The organism is Mucilaginibacter sp. RCC_168 (assembly GCF_041355315.1).
Taxonomy (GTDB): Bacteria; Bacteroidota; Bacteroidia; order Sphingobacteriales; family Sphingobacteriaceae; genus Mucilaginibacter.
On sequence record NZ_JBFUPN010000001.1, the window covers coordinates 198,565 to 217,543 of the forward strand.

The window sequence follows — 18,979 nt, forward strand, 5'->3', positions numbered from 1 at the left end:
TATGGGAACCAAGAGGCATTTTGTCTCACATCTCATATCTCATATCTCACATCTAATCAAATATGACATTAGAAATTCTTACTCCCGATAAAAAAGTATACGAGGGCGAAGCCACATCGGTAACCGTTCCTGGTACTTTGGGATTATTTGAAATATTAAACCATCACGCGCCTATCATCTCTACTTTACAGGATGGTAAGCTAACTGTACGTGGCGGCAGCGCTGCTAAAGAAGAAGTTTTTTTTATTAAAGGCGGCGTAGTTGAAGTATTAAACAATAAGGTCATTATTCTTGCTGAAGGCATTCAGCACAAATAGTCCTTATACCTACATTCAAAAAAAACGTCCGGGTATAACGCCCGGACGTTTTTTTTTTGACATTTTTTCCGGCTGGCCTTTTATCAAACAAACCTAACCGTTACTGAACAAACTGAACCCTTTTTTTATCGGCTCCTGCTTAAAAGTTGTTTAAATTAACAGGGCTAAATTCTGAGGCAAATTATATAAAGATAAAGCAACATCCTTAAGCGGTAATTACATCATGCAAAGCAATCCGATTTTTACAACTTCTGCATCAGCTTTGCCCATTTCAGGAAGAAAATCGACAACTTACTATGCATGCATAAAAAATGTACCGAATACCGTTTTGAACTTTGGTATATTTTATAACATATATTATTGCTATATTTTTATTTTAAGCAGAATTAAATTTCATTTTTATAATAAAAACGGCATAAAATACTTTTTTCAAAAAAAAATCGCAGCTATTGCTATTCTTTATTCCTATATCTACCTTACAAATACAGATTCGTACTGTACGAATAAACCAGGATCAACAGGCAAAATTATTTACAAATTAGTCTATCATACCAAATAAAAATGAGTTCATCAGATACTACAGCGGCTATAGAATTGAATAAGTACAGCAAAACTTTTACACAGGACGAAACACAACCTGCTGCCAAAGCCATGTTATACGGCATAGGTTTAACCGACGATGACATGGAAAAAGCACAGGTTGGGGTGGCCAGCATGGGTTACGATGGTAACACCTGCAATATGCACCTGAACGATCTGGCTAAGCTGGTTAAACAAGGTATCTGGGATGAGGATATGGTAGGCCTGATATTCCATACCATTGGCGTAAGCGATGGCATGAGCAACGGTACCGAAGGTATGCGCTACTCATTAATGAGCCGCGATATTATTGCCGACTCTATTGAAGCCGTTACCGGCGCACAGTATTATGATGGCTTAATTACCCTGCCGGGCTGTGATAAAAACATGCCAGGCTCTATCATGGCTATGGGCCGTTTAAACCGTCCGTCTATCATGGTATACGGCGGCACTATTAAACCCGGTCACTGGAAAGGTGAAGATTTGAACATTGTATCGGCATTTGAAGCTTTGGGTAAAAAAATTGCAGGTCAGATAGATGATGTTGATTTTATGGGCGTAATTAAAAACGCTTGTCCAAGCGCGGGTGCCTGTGGTGGTATCTACACGGCTAATACAATGGCCGCCGCTATTGAGGCCTTGGGTATGAGCTTGCCCTACTCATCATCGAATCCGGCATTGAGCGAAGATAAAAAAGCAGAATGCCTTGCTGCGGGTAAAGCGATCAAGATATTGTTGGAAAAAGATATCAAGCCATCAGACATCATGACCCGCGAGGCATTTGAAAATGCCATGGTTGTGATCATGGTACTGGGTGGTTCAACCAACGCCGTGTTGCACCTTATTGCAATGGCCAAAAGCGTTGGTGTTAAAGTAACTCAAGACGATTTCCAGACGGTAAGTAACCGCATACCTGTATTGGCCGATATGAAGCCAAGTGGTAAATATATGATGGAAGACCTGCACAATGTTGGCGGCGTACCCGCTGTAATGAAATACTGTTTGAGCCAGGGATGGTTACATGGCGATTGTTTAACTGTTACCGGCAAAACCATTGCTGAAAATCTGGCTGATGTTCCGGAGATCAGTTTCGAAACACAAAAAATAATTTTCCCGGCTACCAACCCGATCAAAGCAACCGGTCACTTGCAAATATTATACGGAAACCTTGCCGAAGGCGGCAGCGTAGCCAAGATCACCGGTAAAGAGGGTACCAGTTTTGAAGGCCCTGCCCGTGTATTTGATGGTGAATTTGAATTGATACATGGCATACAAAGCGGCCGTGTTAAAGCCGGCGATGTGGTGGTTATCCGCAACGTAGGTCCTAAAGGCGCTCCTGGTATGCCAGAGATGCTGAAGCCTACTTCTGCCATATTTGGCGCAGGATTAGGTAGTTCGGTAGCATTAATTACTGATGGACGTTTTTCGGGCGGAACACACGGCTTTGTAGTTGGTCACATTACACCAGAAGCTTATGATGGCGGCGGTATCGCTTTTGTAAAAGATGAAGACCGGATATTTATTGATGCCGTTAACCGCACCATCAATGTAATGATAAGTGACGAAGAATTTGCCGCCCGTAAAGCGGCCTGGAAACAACCTGCTTTAAAGGTAAGCAAGGGCTTATTATACCGCTACGCTAAAACAGTAAGCACAGCTGCTGAAGGTTGCGTTACCGACGAAATGCCTTAATTATTGATTAAGGACAAAGGATTAAAAGACAAAAGAAATAACATACAATATAAAACGTACAACAAACTAATACCCAACACTATGGAAGTTGCACAGGAAACACTAACTACACCCGCTCCAACAACAGCGGTAGAAGTTTCAGGATCAGTAGCATTATTGGAGGCATTAATTGTTGAAGGTGTTGATACCATCTTTGGCTATCCAGGTGGCGCTATCATGCCCATCTACGATGCTCTATTTGATTATAATGATAAACTGAACCACATCCTGGTCCGTCACGAACAGGGTGGTATCCATGCTGGTCAGGGTTATGCCCGTACTTCAGGTAAAGTGGGTGTTGTATTTGCAACCAGCGGTCCAGGTGCAACCAACCTGGTAACTGGTTTAGCCGATGCGCAGATAGATAGCACACCCGTGGTATGTATCACCGGGCAGGTATTCGCCCATTTGTTAGGTACCGATGCCTTTCAGGAAACCGATGTGATTAACATCACTACCCCGGTAACAAAATGGAATTACCAGGTAACTGATGCTAACGAGATCCCCGAGGTTATCGCCAAGGCTTTCTATATAGCCAAAAGCGGCCGTCCCGGACCGGTACTCATCGATATAACCAAAAACGCCCAGATACAAAAGTTCAATTTTCAAGGTTATACCAAATGTAACCATATCCGTAGCTACAGGCCAAAACCTATTGTGCGTACGCAATACGTTCAAGAAGCTGCCGCGCTGATCAATCAGGCTAAAAAGCCATTTATCGTTTGGGGTCAGGGCGTAATACTGGGCAGTGCCGAACAGGAATTTAAAGCTTTTGTTGAAAAAAGCGGTATCCCTGCAGCATGGACTGTTTTAGGTGCGGGCGCCATCCCAACAGAACATCCTTTAAACGTAGGTATGCTGGGCATGCACGGTAACTATGGCCCTAACGTATTAACTAATGAATGCGATGTATTGATTGCTATCGGTATGCGCTTTGACGACCGCGTAACCGGCCGTTTAGATAAATATGCTAAACAGGCAAAGGTGGTTCATTTGGATATTGACCCGGCCGAGATCGACAAAAACGTAAAATCAACCGTACCGGTATGGGGCGACTGTAAAGAGACGCTGCCAATGCTGACCAAGCTGATTGAAGAAAAGAAACATACCGAATGGCTCAATACTTTTAACGAATACACTCAGAAAGAAATTGAAGCCGTAATTCATGACGAATTGAACCCAACCACCCCCGAAATGACCATGGGTGAAGTGATCAAACAACTGAATGAAATTACAAAAGGTGAGGCTATTATCGTAACCGACGTAGGTCAGCACCAGATGGTGGCCTGCCGTTATGCCCGATTCAATAAAACACGCAGCAACGTTACCAGCGGTGGTTTAGGTACTATGGGCTTTGCCCTGCCTGCTGCTATCGGTGCCAAATTTGGCGCTCAAGACCGCACAGTTGTAGCTATTATTGGTGATGGCGGTTTCCAGATGACCTTGCAGGAATTGGGCACTATTATGCAAACCGGTATCGATGTAAAGATCATCATTCTGAACAACCGTTTCCTGGGTATGGTTAGGCAATGGCAGGAGCTATTTAATGAGCGCCGTTATTCGTTTGTAGATATCCAGAGCCCTGATTTTGTAACACTGGCATCGGCATATAAAATTCCCGGTAAACGAATTGACGACCGGGCAGAACTTCCGGCAGTATTAAATGAAATGCTGAACACAAAAGGGTCATTCCTTTTAGAAGTGATGGTAACCAAAGAGAATAATGTATTCCCGATGGTACCGCAAGGATGCAGTGTAGCCGAGATCAGGTTGAAATAATTACAGCCTATAACCTTTAAAATAGCAATCATGAGCAATCAAGATATAGAGAAACAAGAATTTAACATCACGGTTTATACCGAAAACCAGATAGGTCTGCTAACACGCATAGCCATCATATTCTCGCGCCGTAAGATCAATATCGAAAGCCTGAATACATCTCCATCTGAGATAGATAAAATTCATCGCTTTAACATTGTGATCACCGAATCGGAAGAAGTAGTACGTAAGCTTGTTCGTCAGATAGAAAAGCAAGTGGAAGTACTGAAAGCATATTATCATACCAATGCCGATGTGATCTGGCAGGAATTAGCGTTATATAAAGTATCAACCGATGTAATTGCCGAGAAAGTGAGCGTTGAGCGTTTGTTACGTGAAAACGGCGCGCGTGTAGTTGTATTGCGTAAAGATTATACGGTATTTGAAACCACTGGTCACCGTGAGGAAACTGACAATTTGATCAGTATATTGCAGCCTTTCGGCTTGATTGAGTTTGTACGCAGCGCACGTGTAGCCATTATTAAAGACAGTGAAGGTTTTAACCGTAAACTACGCGAATTTGAAAGACTGGAACCAGGCGAAGAAGTGATAGAAAACGAATACCTTAACCAGGGCGAAAAAGTATTTACTATGTAAGCTGAAAGCCGAAAGGTTAAAGCTGAAAGCTAACAACTAAAATGACTGATTTTCGTAAAAATCGGTGAAATCAAAATAAATAAACTTAAAATAGAATAATCGGTGAAATCACTCTACAATCGGTGAAATCATCAAAATCATTAAATAAAAACAAAACAATGGCAAAATTAAATTTCGGCGGTACTGAAGAAAACGTAGTAACCCGCGAAGAGTTTCCTTTATCAAAAGCGCAGGAAGTATTAAAAGACGAAGTTGTAGCAGTAATTGGCTATGGCGTTCAAGGTCCTGGTCAGGCATTAAACCAAAAAGACAATGGCATTAATGTAATTGTTGGTCAGCGTAAAGGCACTAAAACATGGGATAAAGCAGTAAGCGATGGCTTTGTACCCGGCGAAACACTTTTTGAAATTGAAGAAGCTCTGGAAAGAGGAACTGTAATTTGCTATTTATTAAGTGATGCAGCTCAGATAGCTCTTTGGCCAACTGTTAAAAAACACTTAACCCCAGGTAAAGCATTATACTTTTCTCATGGTTTTGGTATCACTTTTAACGAGCAAACCGGCATCGTTCCTCCTGCTGATGTTGATGTATTTTTGGTTGCTCCTAAAGGATCTGGTACTTCGTTACGCCGTATGTTCCTGCAAGGCCGTGGCTTAAACTCAAGCTACGCTATTTTCCAGGATGCTACCGGTAAAGCATTTGAGCGTGTTATTTCATTAGGTATTGCTGTAGGTAGCGGTTACCTGTTTGAAACCAACTTCAAAAAAGAAGTATACAGCGATTTAACCGGCGAGCGTGGTACGCTGATGGGTTGTATCCAGGGTATCTTTGCTGCTCAGTACGATGTATTGCGTGCCAATGGTCACTCACCATCTGAAGCCTTTAATGAAACTGTTGAGGAGTTAACTCAATCATTAATGCCATTAGTTGCAGAAAACGGTATGGATTGGATGTATGCCAATTGCTCAACTACAGCACAACGTGGCGCTTTGGATTGGTGGAAAAAATTCCGTGACGCTACTAAACCAGTATTTGAAGAATTATACAAAAGCGTTGCAACTGGCAAAGAATCACAACGTTCAATTGATCTGAACAGCCAACCTGATTACCGCGAAAAATTAGACGCGGAATTAAAAGAATTACGCGAAAGCGAAATATGGCAAGCAGGTAAAACTGTACGCAGCTTACGCCCTGAAAACCAGGTTGTAGAAGCGTAATTATAAGTCTTGAGTCGTAAGTCATAAGTATGAAGTTATAAGTCAATGACTTTGTACTTACGGCTTATGACTTACTACTTCGGACTTTAGACTAAAGACTAAAAAACATGGGACAAACATTATTTGATAAGATTTGGGATGCACACGTCGTCAGTAGCAACGAGGGCTTTCCTGATATTTTATACATCGACACACATTTCATACACGAAGTAACCAGTCCGCAGGCATTTGATGGTTTGCGTACCAGAGGGTTACCGGTTTTCAGGCCAAAACAAACCGTGGCCACTGCCGATCATAACGTTCCTACCATTGATCAGCACCTTCCCATTAAAGAAGAACTTTCCCGCTACCAGGTTGATATGCTTACCAAAAACTGTAAAGAGTTTGGTATTGAGCTGTACGGCTTGGGCCACCCTTTCCAGGGCATTGTGCACGTAATAGGGCCAGAGCTGGGCATTACCCGTCCGGGTGGCACTTATGTTTGCGGTGATAGCCATACTTCAACACACGGCGCCTTTGGTGCCATAGCGTTCGGTATAGGCACCTCGCAGGTGGAGCAGGTAATGGCAACCCAGTGTTTACTGCAATCCCGTCCCAAAAGAATGAAGATTGAGGTGAATGGCAAATTGCACAAAGGTGTTGGCGCTAAAGACATCATTCTGTACATCATCGCGCAGATCTCTGCCGCAGGCGGTACGGGTTATGCTGTAGAATACGCCGGCGATACCATCCGCTCATTAAGCATGGAAGGCCGCATGACCATCTGCAACATGAGCATCGAAATGGGTGCACGTTGCGGACTAATTGCTCCTGACGAAACAACTATTGAATACGTAAAAGGCCGCGAATTTGCCCCTAAAGGCGAAGAGTGGGATAAAGCAGTAGCTTACTGGAAAACTTTATACTCTGATGCTGATGCATCTTTTGATGAAGTATTATCCTTTAAAGCCGAAGACATTGAGCCAATGATCACCTACGGAACAAACCCCGGTATGGGCATTGGCGTTACACAACACGTTCCTGAAACCGCTTCATTTGAAGCCAAAGAGCAGGGATCATACAAAAAAGCCCTGGAATACATGGGTTTGCATGATGATGAGCAGTTACTGGGTAAACCCATTGACTATGTGTTCATCGGCAGTTGCACCAATTCACGCATTGAAGATCTGCGCCAGGTAGCCGAATTTGTAAAAGGCAAACACAAGGCAGATAATGTTACCGTATGGGTAGTGCCCGGATCAAAACAGGTACAGGAACAAGCCATCCGCGAGGGACTGGATAAAATATTTGACGCGGCAGGTTTCCCGCTTCGCGAACCGGGATGCAGCGCATGCCTGGGCATGAACGAAGATAAAATACCGGCAGGCAAATATTGTGTATCTACCTCCAACCGTAATTTCGAAGGCAGGCAAGGGCCAAATTCCCGCACCTTCCTGGCCAGCCCGCTCACCGCGGCTGCATCGGCTATTACGGGTGTGGTAACGGATATACGTGAGTTTTTGAAAGAGGAAGAATTAGCTGTCTGAACCCGAATTTTTGGAATTGTAGAATTACCAGAATTTAAAAATGGAAAACTATAAGCGTACGGCCGAAGAGTTTAATGACTGCACCGGTAAAATTATAGGTTGTGCCATGCGTGTCCATTCAGCGCTTGGTAATGGATTCCAGGAAGTGATATACCAGCGCGCCCTTGAAATAGAATTAAGGAATGAGGGATTAGTATATCAGCGGGAAATGGAAATGCCTATCTATTACAAAAATGAGCACATCGGAACAAGACGGGTAGATTTCTTTGTTGAAAGTGAGATTATGGTTGAATTAAAAGCAATCATTGATTTAGGTGACACACAGCTGGCTCAAGGCATAAATTACCTTGAGGCTTATAATATGAAGACTGGGCTACTGATCAACTTTGGAAGTAATAGCTTGCAATTTAAACGATTATTAAATAGAAAATACAAACCACAATTGATTTAAGAAGAACGCCAAAAATTCCGGCCATTCTTAAATTCAATAAATTCGAGTTCAGACAATGAGTACCAAAATATTTAAACATATACAAACCAGCGTAGTGCCTCTGCCTATCGAGAATATCGATACGGACCAGATCATTCCCGCCAGGTTTTTGAAAGCTACCACCCGCGAAGGCTTTGGTAACAACTTATTCCGCGACTGGCGTTTTGACGAGAATGACAATCCGAAACCGGATTTTGTACTCAACAATCCAAACTTCAGTGGTAAAATACTGGTTGCAGGCAAAAACTTTGGCTGTGGCAGTAGTCGCGAGCATGCGGCCTGGGCCATTGCCGATTATGGCTTTGACGCCGTGGTAAGCAGCTTTTTTGCCGATATATTTAAGGGCAACGCCTTAAACAATGGTCTGCTCCCGGTACAGGTAAGCGACGATTTTTTAAAGAAGATCTTTGAAGCCGTTTATGCCGATGAGCATGCTGTAGTAGAAATTGACCTGGTTGATCAGTTCATTAAAATTGTAGCTACCGGCGAACAGGAAACATTTGAGGTTAACCCCTACAAAAAAGCCTGCATGACCAATGGCTATGATGATATTGACTACATCCTGAGCAAAAAGGAGCTGATAAAGGAGTTTGAAACCCCCTAACCCCCTGAAGGGGGAACTGGAAAGGGACAAACCAAAGAGATTATAATAAACTAATTAACAACAACACAATCAAAAAATTCCCCCTTTAGGGGGTTAGGGGGTTTATGGGACTATCTAAACATATATTAGTAATACCCGGTGATGGTATCGGTACCGAAGTAACAACCTGGGGTAAGGCCGTACTGGAAGCAATTGGTCAAAAATTTGGTCATGAATTTACCTTTGACGAAGCCCTCATGGGTCACGCAGGTATCGAAGCAACCGGCAATCCGCTACCCGACGAAACTTTAGCTAAGGCAAAAGCCAGCGACGCTATTCTATTTGGCGCCATTGGTCACATTAAATACGATAATGATCCATCGGCCAAAGTACGTCCTGAACAAGGGTTATTAAAAATACGTAAAGAACTTGGGTTATATGCCAACCTGCGCCCCATCATGCTCTTTGATGAGCTGTTGGATGCATCAAGCTTAAAACCCGAAATATTAAAAGGGACTGATATCCTTTTCTTCCGCGAATTGACAGGTGATGTTTATTTCGGCGAGAAAAAACGCAGCGAAGACCGTAACACTGCGTCAGATCTGATGATCTACTCACGGTACGAGGTAGAACGTATCGCTATAAAAGCATATGAAGCAGCCCGTGTTCGTGGCAAAAGATTATGCTCTGTAGATAAGGCCAACGTATTGGAAGCATCACGCCTGTGGCGCGAGGTGGTTCAGGAGATAGCTAAACAATACCCGGATGTGGAAACCGAGCATATGTTTATTGACAATGCAGCCATGCAACTGGTTAAAAACCCTAAAAAGTTTGATGTGGTGTTAACTGCCAATCTTTTTGGTGATATTTTAACGGACGAAGCATCGCAGATAGCGGGGTCAATGGGTATGCTGGCCTCGGCATCTATCGGTGATGGAACAGGTTTCTTTGAACCTATCCATGGTTCGGCACATGATATTGCCGGGCAGGATAAAGCCAATCCGCTGGCTTCTATCCTATCCGTGGCCTTAATGTTGGAGATCAGCTTCGGATTAAAAGAAGAAGCCAAACTGGTAACATCAGCAGTTGATAAAGCGTTAAAAGATGGTTACCGGACTGGCGATATCGCTGATGCGAATACAGATAAAAGCAAAATTTTAGGCACTACGGCCATGGGCCAAAAAGTGTTGGAATATTTGTAAGCCCCCCAGCCCTCTAAAGGGGGTGCAGGAATACAAATCGGTGAAATCACATTGATATCTGTGTAATCATCAAAACAAGATCGGTGTAATCAAAAAACATCGGTGTAATCTGAAAGAATATGAAATGGAACGCTGACTTGTACGACCAAAAGCATGCCTTTGTATTTCAATACGGCGAGGATGTGCTGGAGTTACTGGATGTTAAACCTGGCGAATATATCCTGGATCTGGGTTGCGGTACGGGCCATTTAACACAACAAATAAAAGATAAAGGCGCACGCGTAAAAGGCACAGACTTTTCGCCGGAAATGATTGAGCAGGCCAGGGCAAAATACCCGGAAGTTGATTTCGCGGTGGAGAATGCTGCCGATTTTTTTACCGACGAAAAATATGACGCCGTATTTTCAAACGCGGCCCTGCACTGGGTGCTTGATGCCAACGGCGCTGCACGTAGTGTGTACAACAGTTTGAAACACGGTGGTCGTTTTGTGGCCGAAATGGGTGGTAAAGGAAATGTGGCACACTTGATTGAGGCCATTCAACTGGTATTGCAAAATCATGGTTACCATGTACAGGCCGATACTAAGCTTTGGTATTTTCCTTCTGTAGGCGAATACGCTACCCTGCTGGAAGAACATGGCTTTAGGGTAACCTATGTAGTGCATTACGACCGTAAAACACCACTGCAGGATGGCGATGATGGTGTGGCTAAATGGGTAACCATGTTTGGCGCCCAATATCTGGAGAATATCCCTGAAGAGGAGAAAGCGGAAATATTAAAAGAGATAACCCACAAACTGGAACCCTACTATAATGAAAACGGCCAATGGTATGCCGACTATAAAAGGTTACGGTTTGTGGCGATAAAAGAATAATTTAAGTAGCAAGTAATTAGTATCAAGTATCAAGACTTTTTATCTGTTTTGATTTTAGATACCTACAGATAATGAATTGAATTAAGTAAAAAGTAAACGAACAGGTCTTGATACCTGATACTCGCTACTTGATACTAACAAAAATTTAAAAACTAAAAAAAATATGTTACACGATCCCAACCGCGTTTATGTTTTTGATACCACGCTTCGCGATGGCGAGCAGGTACCTGGTTGCCAGTTAACAACCCCCGAAAAAATTGAGATAGCAAAAGAACTGGAGCTGCTGGGCGTGGATATTATTGAAGCAGGTTTCCCGGTTTCAAGTCCGGGTGATTTCAACAGCGTTGTTGAAATTTCAAAAGCTGTAAAAGAACCTACTATTTGCGCCTTAACACGTGCCAACAAAGGCGATATTGACGCTGCTATCGAGTCGTTAAAATACGCCAAACGGCCGCGTATCCATACGGGTATCGGTTCGTCTGATATGCACATCAAACATAAATTTAACAGTACCCGCGAAGAAATTCTGGAACGTGCCGTTGAAGCCGTAAAATATGCCAAACGTGCGGTAGAAGATATTGAATTTTATGCCGAGGATGCCGGCCGTGCCGATGTGGAATACCTGGCCAAAATGGTTGAGGCTGTAATTGCCGCCGGTGCTACAGTAGTTAACATTCCGGATACCAACGGCTATTGCCTGCCAGATCAGTACGGCAGCAAGATCAAATTCCTGAAAGAGAATGTTAAAAACATCGACAAAGCTATCATTTCGGTACATTGTCATAACGACCTGGGTTTAGCTACAGCCAACTCCATTGCCGGTTTGCAGAATGGCGCACGCCAGATAGAGGGTACTATTAACGGTATTGGAGAGCGTGCAGGCAACACCTCTATTGAAGAAGTGGTCATGATCCTGAAAACACACCAGGTGCTGGGTTTACATACACAGATAGACTCTAAAAGATTTTATGAGCTTAGCCAAATGATCCGTACACAAATGCGCATGCCGGTACAGCCAAATAAAGCCATTGTAGGCGCCAACGCCTTTGCACACAGCTCTGGTATACATCAGGATGGCTTCTTGAAAATGCGCGAAAACTATGAGATCATTCGTCCGGAAGATGTAGGTTTCCCAAGTGCAAGTATTGTATTGACTGCCCGCAGCGGCAGGCACGCGCTTAAGTTCCATCTGGAGCGCCTGGGCATCAACCTGAGTAAAGAAGAACTGGCCGAAGCTTATAACAACTTTTTAACCCTTGCTGATGCTAAATTAGACATCAACGATAACGACCTGTTGAGCCTGGTAGCGCACAAGCTGGTAAAAAACTAATAATGGAAACTGATACTAAGAACCAGCTGGATTTTGAAGCTGCCCATCAACGCCTGAAAGGCGTTGTTAAGCGCACTCCGCTGGAATATAATGCCGGCTTATCGGCAAAATACGAATGTGAGGTATACCTCAAACGTGAAGACTTACAGGTTGTACGCTCCTACAAGTTACGTGGCGCATACAACATGATCAGTCAGCTAAGTGCCGAAGAGTTGAGTCGTGGTGTGGTTTGCGCCAGTGCGGGTAACCATGCGCAGGGTGTGGCATTCAGCTGCAATGCCTTGGGCACTAAGGGTGTAATTTTTATGCCCGAGATTACGCCGAAACAAAAAATTACCCAAACAGAAATGCATGGGCATGGTAACGTCGAAATCGTTTTAACCGGCGATACTTTTGATGATTGCCTGCGCGAAGCGTTGATCTATACTGAGGCTCATCAGATGACCTTTATTCCTCCTTTTGATAATTATCGTATTATTGAAGGACAGGGAACTGTGGGTTTAGAAATATTAGAAGATCTGCCGGATGTTGAAGCCGTAATTATGCCTATCGGTGGTGGCGGTATGGCGGCAGGTACCAGCAGTTACTTAAGACAACACGTACCGGGAGTTTACCTGATAGGGGTTGAGCCCGAAGGCGCGCCATCTATGCTGAAAGCTTTTGAACATGGTGAGCCGATCACATTGCCGGAGATAGATCGCTTTGTTGACGGTGCAGCGGTAAAACGTGTAGGTACTTTAACTTATGAGATTTGTCGTGAGTTACTGGATGAAATGTTGTTGGTACCCGAAGGAAAAGTTTGTACCACTATACTCAAGCTATACAATGAGGATGCCATTGTGGCTGAACCGGCGGGCGCCCTTTCTGTAGCGGTGCTTGACGCCTGCAAAGACAAAATAAAAGGCAAAAAAGTAGTTTGTGTGGTGAGCGGTGGTAATAACGATATTGCCCGCATGCAGGAGATCAAAGAGAAGTCTTTACTATATGAAGGACTTAAGCATTACTTCATAGTTCGCTTTCCGCAGCGTCCGGGTGCTTTAAAATTGTTTGTGACCAATGTATTAGGTTCGCATGACGATATTACCCGCTTTGAGTTCATCAAGAAAAATGATAAGGAGAACGGCCCTGCCCTGGTGGGCATCGAACTCCAATCAGCCGATGATTATCCGGCATTGTTAAAACGCATGTTAGCCCATCGCTTTAACGTGATCGAATTGAATAAAGACCGTACTTTGTTTGAGTATCTGGTATAAAAAAAACACCGTAAAATAATTTTTGTCATTCTGAACGTAGTGAAGAATCTAATTGCCGAATAGATTCTTCGTTCCTCAGAATGACATTTTTTTTTAATACCCCGGACTCTCCCTAATACTCCAACCACTTCCCTACCCTTACCGCAACTTTATCACCTTCGGAATATTTCCCCGACTCCTCATTCACTATACGTAATGATACGCCTTTCTGCTCCAGTATCAAGTCCTCATAAAAACCCTTAAAAAGTACTTGTTTTACAGTCCAGCCTTTGTTCGGGGTAATTACTTTAATTTTTACCCATTCCGGATATATAACCGCGTGCTCCTTTTTAATATCCACACCGCAAAGTTTGGATTCGACTGCGGCAAGTACATTACAGTTACTGAGCAGTTGCGCGGTATACAAGTTCTTTGGTGATTGATACAAGATTTTAGGATGACCATGTTCTATGATCTCTCCGTTTTGCAGCACGATCAATTCATCGGCCATGGAGAGTACTTCTGCCGGGTCATGCGATACCATGATCACGGTAAGTCCGGTTTCTTTTACAATCTGCCTGATATCGCGTTGCAAGCCCTCCCTAAACGAAGTATCCACCTGGTTAAAGGGCTCATCCAGCAACAAAACCTGCGGACGGGTGATAATAGCCCGCGCAATAGCCACACGCTGCTTTTCGCCGCCGCTCAGATCGGCCACGCGTCTTTCGGCCATGTGCAACATGTTTAGTTGCTGGAGCACCTGCTCTGTTTTTTGTTGTTTGGCGGCCAGGTCGGTTGCGGGCAGCATTGCGGCTACGTTATCCCACACTTTGGCAAACAGGTTCAGATCGTCAGTATGCTGGGTAACCATTTTCATGGCATCATGACCGGGGATCAGTTTTTCTTCGGGCCCCCAGATACGATCGCCTTTAAATTGTACTTCCCCTGTATCGGGAGAGAGCAAACCGTAAAGCAATTTGAGTAAAGTACTTTTCCCGCTGCCGCTTTCACCAATAATAGCCGTTATTTTACCGGGCTGCACCACCATATTGGTTGGCTTTACACCTGAGAGCTGTTTACCAGGATATATTTTACTTACCGCAATTGCCTGCAAAAAAGGAGTATCTGACATAGACACCAATTATCACGAATTATTTCGAATTTCACGAATAAAAATAGGTTTCTTGAAGTTCGAACTTCTTATGTGTGATCCGGTTTAAATCGTACCATCTGTTTTGTGAAATTCGAAACCCTTCGTGAAATTCGAGCTTCAATTTTAAAATCCCAACGTCAACCCGAATGAGAAATTATTCAATCCGGCCTGTGCAGGGCTGTTCTCAAACATGTCGCTAAAGTAGTATTTGGCATAAATACCCATCAGGCCATAACCTACACGTACAAAGGCGCCTTTACGCAGTTTGGTAAAATGATAATCATCGTTAAATTTCTGTTTGCCGTTCTCTTCGCTTATTTGTTTTACACGCCCATTAAGCAATACGCCAATCTCTGGTCCTGCAACTAATCTGAAATGGTTACCCCTGGAATCTTCGGGACCACGGTAGTAAAATGATAATGGAATACGCAGATAACTGGACGAAAAACGATTTTTACTGTAATGGATATCGTCTTCCGTATAAGTTAAAACCGGTGTATTCCTTTGTATGGTGATGTCCCTGCGCAAACGGATCAATGTCCAGTCGAACCCACCCGAAACATATATTTTAAAGGCACTGTTAAAACGATAGCCAAACTGAACCACATCGAATCCGAAATTGCTGGTTTTCCATTGGCGGTAACTCAAAAACTGGTTATTGGGCGATAAGGTAAAACTACCATGATCAACCAGTGTAGCCAAACCCAGGTCGATACGGGAAAAGGTTACACCGAACGAAAAGCCGGGCGCCTTGTGCGCATGATAGGCCGTATCCGGCTGATTTGCTGAAACAGCCGGCGCATCATCCCCCACGCCTAACTTCACCCGTACACGTTTCCTATGAACGCTATCAACGGTAGTATGAGTTGAATCGGAAGTAGTCTGCGCAAAGCTTATGCTTGCTACAACGCATATGATGATGGTAAAAATTAAGCGTTTCATATATAATGGTAAATATATTATTTTTCTTTCTTCACTTTAATGATGCCCAGGTTAATACCGGTAATCGTGGCGTCATCCTCATCGGTATTGGAAAATTCAATGAACTTATCCTTCCGCTTATCAACTGCCGCTATCACTACATTAAACACATCACCCATACTACGGATACGATGTTTTTTAACCGGGGCTGTAATCGGTTTTGCATGCAAGGCCGCCAATTGCTGTTTGCTCTCCAACAAACTTAGGTCATGTATCGCTGGTTTTACTGATATTTCGTCACCGGTATGATCGGGGATAACCGCACTGGCCAGATCATCTCCACGACTTGTTAAAACACCCTGTGGTTCCGCATTCACTTTCACCAACTCCTCATTCTGTACCTTTGCTTTTTTAGTTCTATTTGCATTTTCTCTGTTATTTGTTTTTTCAACCTTTACAGCTGCCAAGTGATTAGCTGGGGTGATAACTCCCTTTTCCGTTTTTTTGTTTGGTTGTTCGATGGTTAGTACCACCGGAACTGTTTTAGTAAGCAGAGATGTGTTTTTATCTATCCTGTTAACCAATGGATTCTGCTTGTTTACCTTAATCTGTTTTGGCATAAACAGCAGGCCTATAGTAAGCGCCAATACAATACCTGCGGCAATACTTAAAAAGGGCATCAGTGATCTTTTGCGTTTGCCGGCATCCAACTGATTGGCTATGCCAGTCCATACATGGGCCGATGGCTGTATTTCCAATTCATCAAATGACGAGCGAAACAGTTCATCTAATTCATTACCCTGCATATCCATAACTTTTACCCTCCATTTTTGCAATTTGTTCTTTTAATATAGTCCGCGCCCTTGATAGTTGTGATTTGGAAGCGCCTTCGCTGATACCCATCATCTCCGCTATTTCTTTGTGCGAATAGCCCTCCAGCGCATACAGGTTAAAAACCATGCGATAGCCCGGCGCCAGCTGTTGTATCAGGCTTAACAATACCTGTGCATCTAAATTTGATGTTGCCAATGGGTTTACCGAGGGCTCATTTCCTACATCATCCGTATTAACCACCTGCAGCATTTTATGATGTTTACGATAATATTCAATGGAGCTGTGCACCATAATGCGCCTTACCCAGCCCTCAAATGAACCATCACCCCGAAAGTCTGCCGCTTTCTGGAATACCCGGATAAATCCGTTCTGCAGCATATCTTCGGCCTCCATTCTGTCGGTAGCATAACGCATACACACCACCAGCATTTTGGCAGCGAATTGTTTGTATAACAACTCCTGTGCTTTACGTTCGCCCGTTTTACAACGGTCTATCAATTGTTGAATGGTAAATTTGGGTTCCAAAAACATCATTTATAGCATTAAGATGTAATGCTTCAGTAATTGGTTGCATGGTATTGAAAATATATTTCAATATATTCTTAATACTGCTACCGCTGCCGCGGGCTTCCAGCCCGTGGCAAACATGGCCTCAGCTTTCAGCTGAAATTAAAGCTAAAAGCTTTAATCATGCCACCCACGAGATACGCTACGCTAATCCCGCGGGAGCGGTGCGGTTGTGGTGAGGGATATGCTTTGATAATACGCGTCATTGCTGTAAGCGCAGCGTGGCAATCCCTAATTATACAGAGCGGGCCTGCTAATCGGGGATTGCCACGCTGCGCTCGTATGGCGCTCTTTATATTTTAGGGCTTCTTCATCCTGTAACGCTTGTATATTTTCACGGCTACCATCAGGATCATGGCTAAAGCCACCAGGCCTACTACGCCAAATATCCAGTTGAGAGCGCTTTTGAGCACCACCAGGAAAACGATGGCAAACAGCAAGAGCGTAGCCAGTTCATTCCACAAGCGTAATTGGGTCGACGACCACTTGAACACCCCATTGGCCATTTGTTTAATCTTATTCTGGCACATATGGTGGTATATGCCCAACACTACCACAAAAGTAAGTTTGAGGTGCATCCAGCCAAAATGAAGCCAGCCGGGTTGCATTACCAGCATGGTAATACCAGCGGCCACGGTAAGGATCATGGATGGGATGGTAATAATGTTCCACAGCTTACGCTCCATAATGGTAAACTGATCTGATAATATCTTACGATCGGGTTCGGGTTTTTCCTGTGCCTCGGTATGGTATATAAACAGGCGCACTATATAAAATAGCCCGGCCATCCAACAAACCACAAAGATGATATGTATAGCTTTAACGTAATTGTACATAACGCCCCCCAGCCCCCTAAAGGGGGAGCAAACCTTTTAATTTTTATAAATCACCCTCTGCTATTCCCCCTTTAGGGGGTTAGGGGGCATATTCTTTGATCACCTCTACCGCGTACTTCACGTTGTCAAACGGGATATCGGGCATAATACCATGCCCCAGGTTAAAGATGAAACCTTTTTCGTCCTTCATCCTGTCAAACAGGCGGTGAATACGTTCTTTGATCACCTTTTTATCGGCATACAAAATATGCGGGTCAAGGTTACCTTGTACTGCAATACCTTCTGGTAAACGTTTTTTAATATCCAGCAGATCAACGTTCCAGTCAATCGAGATCACATCCGGTTTGGCTTCGGCCATTAACGGCGCAAATACCGAACTGCCTTTGCAGAAAGATATCACCGGAATATCCTTACGGTTCAACTTACTGATGATCTCGGCAATATAACGGTGACTAAACTCTTTATAATCATCCCAGGCCAGCGCTTGTGCCCAGCTGTCAAATATCTGTACGGCATTTACACCCGCAGCTATCTGCATGTTCAGATAATCGGCTGTAACGGCAGCTATTTTTGATAACAGCTGATGAGCCAGTTCGGGCTCATTATGCAGCATCAGTTTAGTGAGTTTAAAATCCTTGGTCGATCCGCCTTCTACCAGGTAGCTCATCACGGTAAACGGCGCGCCTGCAAAACCAATCAATGGGATACGGCCATTTAAGCGCTGCTGAATTACTTTTATAGCATCGGCAACATATTGCAGTTTATCCAAAACATCGATCTGCAGGTTATCCACATCGGCTTGTGTACGTACCGGGTTGGCAAACTTAGGTCCAACACCATTAGTAAAACTCAGATCGCCGCCCATGGCTTCGCCGGTAACCAATATGTCCGAAAACAGGATGGCTCCATCTATACCCAACAGATCAACCGGCAGCATGGTAACATCAGCAGCCAGCTCCGGGGTTTTACACATTTCCAGGAACGAATACTTGTTTTTGATATCCCAGTATTCTTTCATGAAACGGCCAGCCTGGCGCATCATCCACACCGGCGGGCGTTCTGTTTTCTCGGAAAAAGCTGCTTTTATTAATAACGAATCTCTCATATATTTTTAGAGTATCAAGTAGTTAGTATCAAGTATCAAGACCTATAAAAGAGCTTTATTAATGTC

The 18,979-nt window shown here is 43.7% G+C and carries 18 protein-coding genes; 12 read left to right on the forward strand and 6 right to left on the reverse strand.

Features of this window, described 5'->3' with window-relative positions:
- The first annotated feature begins 62 nt into the window (after positions 1–62).
- The 12 genes from atpC (at position 63) to ilvA (ending at position 13,518) form a co-directional block, all read left to right on the forward strand.
- On the forward strand, positions 63–317 hold the full coding sequence (atpC, locus tag AB6735_RS00845; RefSeq protein WP_076374640.1) for an ATP synthase F1 subunit epsilon: 255 nt from the start codon (positions 63–65) through the stop codon (positions 315–317).
- Between the two features lie 561 nt (positions 318–878).
- Complete coding sequence (ilvD, locus tag AB6735_RS00850; RefSeq protein ID WP_370993916.1) at positions 879–2,588, forward strand: dihydroxy-acid dehydratase; 1,710 nt, start codon at positions 879–881, stop codon at positions 2,586–2,588.
- 81 nt (positions 2,589–2,669) lie between these two features.
- Positions 2,670–4,406: a biosynthetic-type acetolactate synthase large subunit gene (gene ilvB, locus AB6735_RS00855; protein WP_370993917.1), complete on the forward strand. Its 1,737-nt coding sequence runs from the start codon at positions 2,670–2,672 to the stop codon at positions 4,404–4,406.
- A gap of 30 nt (positions 4,407–4,436) precedes the next feature.
- A complete protein-coding gene (gene ilvN / locus AB6735_RS00860; RefSeq protein ID WP_370993918.1) occupies positions 4,437–5,042 on the forward strand; it encodes an acetolactate synthase small subunit in 606 nt (201 codons plus the stop codon).
- 158 nt (positions 5,043–5,200) lie between these two features.
- Positions 5,201–6,259 carry a ketol-acid reductoisomerase gene (gene ilvC, locus AB6735_RS00865; protein ID WP_370993919.1) on the forward strand — a complete coding sequence of 353 codons (1,059 nt, stop codon included), beginning with the start codon at positions 5,201–5,203 and terminating at the stop codon, positions 6,257–6,259.
- Positions 6,260–6,366: 107 nt separating this feature from the next.
- Positions 6,367–7,785 (forward strand): 3-isopropylmalate dehydratase large subunit, encoded by a 1,419-nt coding sequence (gene leuC / locus AB6735_RS00870; protein ID WP_370993920.1) that lies wholly within the window; start codon positions 6,367–6,369, stop codon positions 7,783–7,785.
- A 40-nt stretch (positions 7,786–7,825) separates the two neighbouring features.
- Positions 7,826–8,236, forward strand: a complete 411-nt coding sequence (locus AB6735_RS00875; protein WP_370993921.1) for a GxxExxY protein — start codon at positions 7,826–7,828, stop codon at positions 8,234–8,236.
- A 55-nt stretch (positions 8,237–8,291) separates the two neighbouring features.
- The gene (gene leuD, locus AB6735_RS00880; RefSeq protein ID WP_370993922.1) at positions 8,292–8,879 is read left to right on the forward strand and encodes a 3-isopropylmalate dehydratase small subunit; all 588 of its coding nucleotides are present in this window, start codon (positions 8,292–8,294) and stop codon (positions 8,877–8,879) included.
- Between the two features lie 104 nt (positions 8,880–8,983).
- Positions 8,984–10,060: a 3-isopropylmalate dehydrogenase gene (gene leuB, locus AB6735_RS00885; protein WP_370993923.1), complete on the forward strand. Its 1,077-nt coding sequence runs from the start codon at positions 8,984–8,986 to the stop codon at positions 10,058–10,060.
- A gap of 119 nt (positions 10,061–10,179) precedes the next feature.
- Positions 10,180–10,935, forward strand: coding sequence for a trans-aconitate 2-methyltransferase (locus AB6735_RS00890; RefSeq protein ID WP_370993924.1), 756 nt, complete (start codon positions 10,180–10,182; stop codon positions 10,933–10,935).
- 163 nt (positions 10,936–11,098) lie between these two features.
- Positions 11,099–12,265 (forward strand): 2-isopropylmalate synthase, encoded by a 1,167-nt coding sequence (locus tag AB6735_RS00895; protein WP_370993925.1) that lies wholly within the window; start codon positions 11,099–11,101, stop codon positions 12,263–12,265.
- A 2-nt stretch (positions 12,266–12,267) separates the two neighbouring features.
- On the forward strand, positions 12,268–13,518 hold the full coding sequence (gene ilvA / locus AB6735_RS00900) for a threonine ammonia-lyase IlvA (RefSeq protein ID WP_370993926.1): 1,251 nt from the start codon (positions 12,268–12,270) through the stop codon (positions 13,516–13,518).
- A 112-nt stretch (positions 13,519–13,630) separates the two neighbouring features.
- On the opposite strand, the gene AB6735_RS00905 is transcribed toward ilvA, so the two are convergent.
- The 6 genes from AB6735_RS00905 to hemE all read right to left on the reverse strand — a co-directional run bounded on the left by AB6735_RS00905 (position 13,631) and on the right by hemE (position 18,913).
- Positions 13,631–14,629, reverse strand: coding sequence for an ABC transporter ATP-binding protein (locus AB6735_RS00905; RefSeq protein ID WP_370993927.1), 999 nt, complete (start codon positions 14,627–14,629; stop codon positions 13,631–13,633).
- A 144-nt stretch (positions 14,630–14,773) separates the two neighbouring features.
- Positions 14,774–15,592 (reverse strand): outer membrane beta-barrel protein, encoded by an 819-nt coding sequence (locus AB6735_RS00910; protein ID WP_370993928.1) that lies wholly within the window; start codon positions 15,590–15,592, stop codon positions 14,774–14,776.
- 17 nt (positions 15,593–15,609) lie between these two features.
- Entirely contained in the window at positions 15,610–16,383 is a 774-nt protein-coding gene (locus AB6735_RS00915; RefSeq protein WP_370993929.1) for a hypothetical protein, read from the reverse strand.
- Positions 16,367–16,939: an RNA polymerase sigma factor gene (locus AB6735_RS00920; RefSeq protein WP_370993930.1), complete on the reverse strand. Its 573-nt coding sequence runs from the start codon at positions 16,937–16,939 to the stop codon at positions 16,367–16,369. Before AB6735_RS00920 ends, AB6735_RS00915 begins: the two co-directional genes overlap by 17 nt.
- A 332-nt stretch (positions 16,940–17,271) precedes the next feature.
- Positions 17,272–17,808, reverse strand: coding sequence for a protoporphyrinogen oxidase HemJ (gene hemJ / locus AB6735_RS00925; RefSeq protein ID WP_370993931.1), 537 nt, complete (start codon positions 17,806–17,808; stop codon positions 17,272–17,274).
- A 79-nt stretch (positions 17,809–17,887) separates the two neighbouring features.
- A complete protein-coding gene (gene hemE, locus AB6735_RS00930) occupies positions 17,888–18,913 on the reverse strand; it encodes a uroporphyrinogen decarboxylase (RefSeq protein WP_370993932.1) in 1,026 nt (341 codons plus the stop codon).
- Positions 18,914–18,979 lie beyond the last annotated feature (66 nt).